Raw genomic sequence first — 6,307 nt, 5'->3', positions numbered from 1 at the left:
CCAGCACGACGACGGCGACGATCCACGTCAACATCGTCGACGACGTGCCCACGGCGGCCAACGACAGCAACCTCGTCAAGGCTTCGGAAAGCCAACTGACCCTGACCGGAAACGTGCTGGACAACGACATTCAAGGCTCTGACCGCGTGTCGACCGGGCCGATCACCGCGGGCAGCTTCACCGGCACCTACGGCACCCTGGTGCTCAATGCCAACGGCACCTACACCTACACGCTGCATCCCAATGAAGCCGGCTTCAAATCGTTGCCCGGCAACGGCAATGGCATCGAAACCTTCACCTACACCCTGACCGACGCCGATGGCGACAAGAGCATCGCCAACCTGGTGCTCAACGTGCACAACAACGACGATCCGGTGACCCTCGGCGGCATCAAGCTCGAAGGCAGCGACCTGACGGTCTACGAGAAAAACCTGCCAATGGGCAGTGACCCGAACAACGGTGCACTGACCCAGAGCGGCACCTTCGCCGTGAGCGCGCCCGATGGCTTGAAAACCCTGACCGTGCAAGGCATCACGGTGGTCGACGGCGGCGTGACGCAAACCATCCCGCAATCGATCACCACCGCGCTGGGCAACAAGCTGACGATCACCGGCTACGACGCCAGCACCGGGGTGGTCAGCTACAGCTACACGCTGACCGGCACCGAAGTCCATCCCACCGGCCTTGGACCCAACAGCATCGTCGAGTCCTTCACGGTGATTGCGTCCGATGGTGATAGCGGTGCAACCAACACGGCGACCGGCACGCTTGAAGTGAACATCATCGATGACCTCCCGACCGCCAAGCCCGACACCGGCTCGGCCATTGAGGGGGCAACGCTTAACCTCAGCGTCCTGGGCAATGACATCAAGGGATCTGATGGCGCGGTGGTGATCGGCGTGCGCGGCGGCACCAACACGGGCACCACGGCATCGGGCGGCCTGAACTCGAACATCAGTGGCGCCTACGGCTACCTGACCCTCGATGCCGCCGGCAATGCGGTGTACCACAGCAACCCGAACTCGGTGACCACGGGGACGGTCACGGACACCTTCGTCTACTCCATCCGTGATGGTGATGGTGACGTCAGCACCACGACCATCACCATTACCATCAACGACAGTGGCCTCAACGCGGTCATCGACAACGATGTCACGGTCTATGAGAAGGCCCTGGACCTGAAGGCGGATGGCCTGGACCTGGCTCCCGGCACGGTGATCGGCAGCGATCCGAGCAATACCGGGGAAACCGCCGGTGGCACGCTGGTGGGCTCGGTCACCGGCGGCAGTGGGCCGCTCACCTACAGCCTGGTGGGCAGTAACGCGGGCCTTTTCGGGACAATCCAGGTCAACGCCGACGGCACCTACACCTACACCCTGACCAAGGCGGCGAGTACCTCGCCCAATGCCAATGATGGCGTGACCACCCTCAACAACGCAGACAGCTTCATCTACAAGGCCACCGATGCCCAGGGCAATTTCGTCACCGGTACGATCCTGATCAACATTGTCGATGACGTGCCTAGCGCGACGGCGTCCACGCGTTCTGTGACAACGGTGCCGATCAGCACCAACCTGATGATCGTGCTCGACGTTTCGGGCAGCATGAAGGAATTGTCCGGGGTCATGATCAATGGAGTGAACCAGACGCGCCTGGCACTGGCCAAGCAGGCCATTTCGGCCTTGCTCGACAAGTACGAGGGGCTGGGCGATGTCATGGTGCAATTGGTGACGTTCAGCTCCACGGCCAAGGACGTTACTACGACGTGGGTCAGTGCGGCGGTCGCCAAGGCGGCCCTGACCGCGCTCATCGCCGATGGCGGTACCAACTACGATGCCGCCGTCGCCATGATGCAAACCGCATTTGGCCAGACCGGTAAACTGGCCGGTGCGCAGAATGTCGGCTACTTCTTCTCGGACGGTGAACCGAGCTTTGGCCAGGACATCGCTCCGGCGGACGAGGCGGCCCTGAAAACCTTCCTCACCACCAACGCGATCAACAACTACGCCATTGGCCTGGGCGGTGGCATCAGCGGGGGGAGCCTGGACCCGCTGGCCTATAACGGCGCGACCGGGACCAACACCAACGCCGTGTTGGTCACCGACCTGAGCCAGCTCAATTCGGTGCTGTCGAGTTCTGTGGTGGGGGTCCCGGTCACCGGGTCGCTGCTGGAGGGCGGATCATTCGGTGCCGATGGCGGCTTTATCAAGTCGATTGTGGTCGACGGCACCACCTACACCTACAACCCCAAACTGACGGGCAGCGCCGCGTTGACCTTTGCCGGGATCAACCACGGCCTCTACAACGCCACCGATCACAGCCTGACCATCACCACGAACAATGGCGGCACGCTGGTGATCAAGCTCGATAGCGGCGACTACAGCTACATCTCGCAGAAGTACACCACGACGCTGATCACCGAAAACTTCGGCTTCACCCTGAGTGACAACGACGGCGACCTGGCGAGCTCGACATTGACGGTCAAGGTACTGCCGAATACGGCGCCGGTGGCGGTGGACGATCATGTGATCACCAACACGCTGTTCAGCAACCTGACGGTACCGGGCGAGTTGCTGCTGGCCAATGACAGCGACCCTAACGGCGACCGGCTCACGAGCAACCCGGCCAACTTCAACACCGGCTCGGACTTCCGGGGTTCCGGGGCGATCACCACCTTTGCCTTGCCCGATAACCTGGCGGCTAACCAGAACCTGGCGGATGTGCGCAACGCGTTCGCCGCCAATGTGGCGACCATGACGGCGGTGCTGGTGATCAGCGGTTACCTGGGGGAAGTAAGTGGGGCCAACGCCAACGATGAAGACTTCATCAGCGTGAAACTCAAGGCCGGTGAAACCCTCACGCTGGATCACAACCTGGCCGGCGGGCATGTCAGCATGGAGTACTCGCTCAATGGTGCGGGGTTCCTGCCGATTTCCGATGGCGGAATGATCACGGCGCTCACCGATGGTACGTACCAGATCCACGTCACTAACATCACCAATACCAATGGCAACAACAAAGGAGCCGCCGAAAGCTACCAGTTGACCATGACGGTCGACTACGGCGCAGTGCATGGCACCACCTCGGATTACCATGGCACCTACACGGCCAGCGACAACCATGGCGGCACCGATGGGGCCAACGTCACCCTGACCTACCAGGCCGGCCACACCCTGACGGGCACCAGCGGGGATGACATCCTGGTGGCCAGTGGTGACAACAACCTCCTCAACGGCGGTGATGGCAACGATGTGCTGACGGTCTCCGGGATCAACAATGAACTGCACGGTGGGGCGGGCAACGACCTGTTGTTCAGTGGCCCGGGCGCTGACCTGCTCGACGGCGGGACGGGCATCGACACGGCCAGCTACGCCCATGCCACGGCCGGGGTGACCGTGAACCTGGGCACGTTGATCGCGCAGAACACCATCGGTGCCGGCACTGACACCTTGACGAGCATCGAGAACCTGGTCGGCTCCAACTACAACGACACCCTCACCGGCGATAACGGCAACAACGTGATCAACGGTGGCCTGGGCAACGACACCCTCAATGGCGGCGGCGGGGATGACATCCTGATCGGCGGCCTGGGCAACAACACCCTGAGCGGTGGCGCGGGAGCCGATACCTTCCTGTGGCAGCAAGGCAACAGCGGGCACGACGTGGTCACGGACTTCACGCTGGGCACCGACAAGCTCGACCTGTCGCAGTTGCTGCAAGGGGAAAACGCCACCACGGCGTCCCTGGACGACTACTTGCACTTCAGCGTCACGGTCGTCGGCGGGGCAGTGGTCAGCAGCATCACGGTCAGTTCCATCGCGGGGGCCGCGGCGAACCAGACCATCGACCTGGCGGGGGTCAACCTGGCCGACCACTACGGGGTCACGCCAGGGGCAGGTGGGGCGATCGCCAGTGGGCACGATACGGCAACCATCATCACCGGCATGCTCAACGATCACTCGTTGAAGGTGGATACCGTCTAAACCGACGTTGCCACGCCAAAACCCGCCCTCCCGGCTGAACGGGAGGGCGGGTTTTTTTTTTGCGGCGAAATTGCACCCGGGAACAGCCAAAAAACCTATTTTAGGACGGGTTTCCCGACGAGCGGTCGCCCAACCTGTTATTTCTGACAGTAGCCAGCTTTGCGGCGTGAGCATTTAATGAAACCAGTCGTTCGATACGTGCCGGGTGAGCATGTTCGGTATCCACAAGGTTTTAGCCTTCATTGAGGAGGGTCACTAATGTCAGCGCCGCGTAAGCCTACCGATCAACAAGAGGTTCCCGAGCGTGCTCCAGAGACTGCGCTGGAAGCACCCAAGGTGCCCATGGTCCTGGATGAGCTGGATGAGGATAAGCCGATCGGCTTGTTGCCACTCAGGGCATTGGGGCAAGATTTGGATGTCACCTTCATGGGCTGGGACTTCACGGTTGCACCCAACCGTACCGACCGTGTCGAGTTGGGCTTTATGCCTTTTGGTTCTGCGTTCGTCAGTGTCAACGGCAGGCTTTATCCAAGTCAGGTACCTGTCCCGTTGCCACAAACCCTCACCGTCCCGAAAGAGCTGCTCAAACAAGGGGTGTACGAAGTTTCGATTCGAGTGTCTCCCAGCCTGGTAAACCCCGCGGAGTCCCCGAGGACAAAGATCACCATCGACACCACAAAGCCCAACTTTGGCAACCCGCCGCTGCCGGTGATATTCCCGCCTGAGCTGAACGGTACGATCACCGAGGCTGATCTGGAGTCGACCGGGCAAGTCATCGTGGAGGCGCCCTTTTACATCGACGTCGAGTGGGGGGATCGGGCGGTCTATTTCTGGACCGATCAAGCGATTCCACCCGATAGCGAAATTGAAATCCGTGAGCAGGAATTCAGCCAGCAAGACATCGACAACAATCGCCTGCTAATTACGGTGTATGCCGATGAAATTCGGGCATGGGGCCCCGGCACGCGTTACATGTACTACTACCTCAGGGATCGGGCGGGGAACATCGGACCCCGTGCCAGGCTGCAAAGCATCCTCGTCGATCTCACTCCGCTGCCAGGCGCGTTGCCACCGCCGAGGGTGCCTCTGCCGCGCAATTTGATCGATCGCCAGCAGGCACGTGAGAGCGTGCACGTAGAAATTGATGCGTATGAGTTCCCGGATGCCGCCCATTGGGTTGCCATTGATTGGGACGGAACACCGCTGGCGGAAATCCCCGTCGATCCTGCGGCGTTTCCTTTGAAAGCGACGGTGCCATGGCCGGTATTGCAGGCATTGGGCGACGGACCGTTAAGGGCGCTGGTGAGTTATCGGGTTCGCCATGCCGATGGCAGCTACACCGCACCGTCTCCCGAGATCTCGGTGGCCGTCAACCTGACGATTGCCGGCCAGGACCATGCCAACGCCCCCGCGTTGCTCAATGAAACACTGGCGAAACTGGAAGTGCGCGGGCAGCGATCCGACTTACCCAATAAGTTGCTGGGTATCGACTTCGGTTTGCCGGCCAGGGCGCTCTTGGTGCTGTTTGACGATCCTCAGCCGTTTCAATGGATTGATGTTTATTGGGGGCAGATCGATACGCCGGTGGTCAGTTATGAGGTTCAAGTGGGTGACGTCGCCGGCAAGCCCATCGAGTTGGAGATTCTCTGGGAATACATTGAACCCGAGTTGCAGAACCCAAGGCTGGCGACGTACTACGTGACCCGCAACGGCGTGAACGATCAACACGCGAGTGTTACCGAAGTGGATGTGGCGATTGTCATCATCGATGACCTCAAGGAGCCGACATTTCCTCATGGAGGGAAGGCGGGTGTACTTAATTGTTGTGCGGTGCCCAGATTATGGGAAGGCGTCACCGTGCGTATTGCCGCCCACCCTGCTTTTTCAGCGTTGGACGAGGTGGTGTTGTACTGGCAGGGGTGCAGGGGGCCGAACGGCACCAGCCCGATTGCGGGCACGTACGCCGAGTTATCAAAAACATTGAGCGCCGCAGACGCGGTCAATGGCTTTGATCTCGTTGTCGCGGACTATGAAACGTTAATTGCGCCCATGGTCAATAACGGCTCAGGACTTGCCTACTATGTGCTGAATAAAAGAGGCGGGGGAGTTGGGGAGTCTAAGTCGGACTTTGTCATTATTAATAGAACCATGCCCAGCGGGGAAGTTTGTTCGCCAACGAATGAAACCTGCGCTGAGCCGGTGAGGCGTAAAAGGTAAAAGAGCGTAAGTCATCAGTAACTGAATAGTTAGAGGTGTGAATGTTCGAGCATGAAGAACGGTGCTCGATGGATGTGGCTGTGCGTAAAAAAGATATTTTATTAATC

2 protein-coding genes are annotated in these 6,307 nt (G+C 60.0%); both read left to right on the top strand.

What is annotated here, in order from left to right; translation table 11 throughout:
- A partial coding sequence (locus BMW74_RS09485; protein ID WP_139208387.1) for a beta strand repeat-containing protein occupies positions 1 to 3,983 on the top strand: 3,983 nt, incomplete at its 5' end.
- A gap of 258 nt (positions 3,984 to 4,241) precedes the next feature.
- Positions 4,242 to 6,200, top strand: a complete 1,959-nt coding sequence (locus BMW74_RS09480) for a hypothetical protein (RefSeq protein ID WP_175479183.1) — start codon at positions 4,242 to 4,244, stop codon at positions 6,198 to 6,200.
- Positions 6,201 to 6,307: the final 107 nt, after the last annotated feature.

This window comes from Pseudomonas sp. ok272 (assembly GCF_900109995.1).
Lineage (GTDB): Bacteria > Pseudomonadota > Gammaproteobacteria > Pseudomonadales > Pseudomonadaceae > Aquipseudomonas.
This window is presented reverse-complemented; position numbering and strand designations above follow the sequence as displayed.

What these genes read in the sequence shown, in the direction of transcription:
- BMW74_RS09480 (WP_175479183.1), top strand. Translation starts at nt 4,242, where the DNA reads ATGTCAGCGCCGCGTAAGCCTACCGATCAACAAGAGGTTCCCGAGCGT.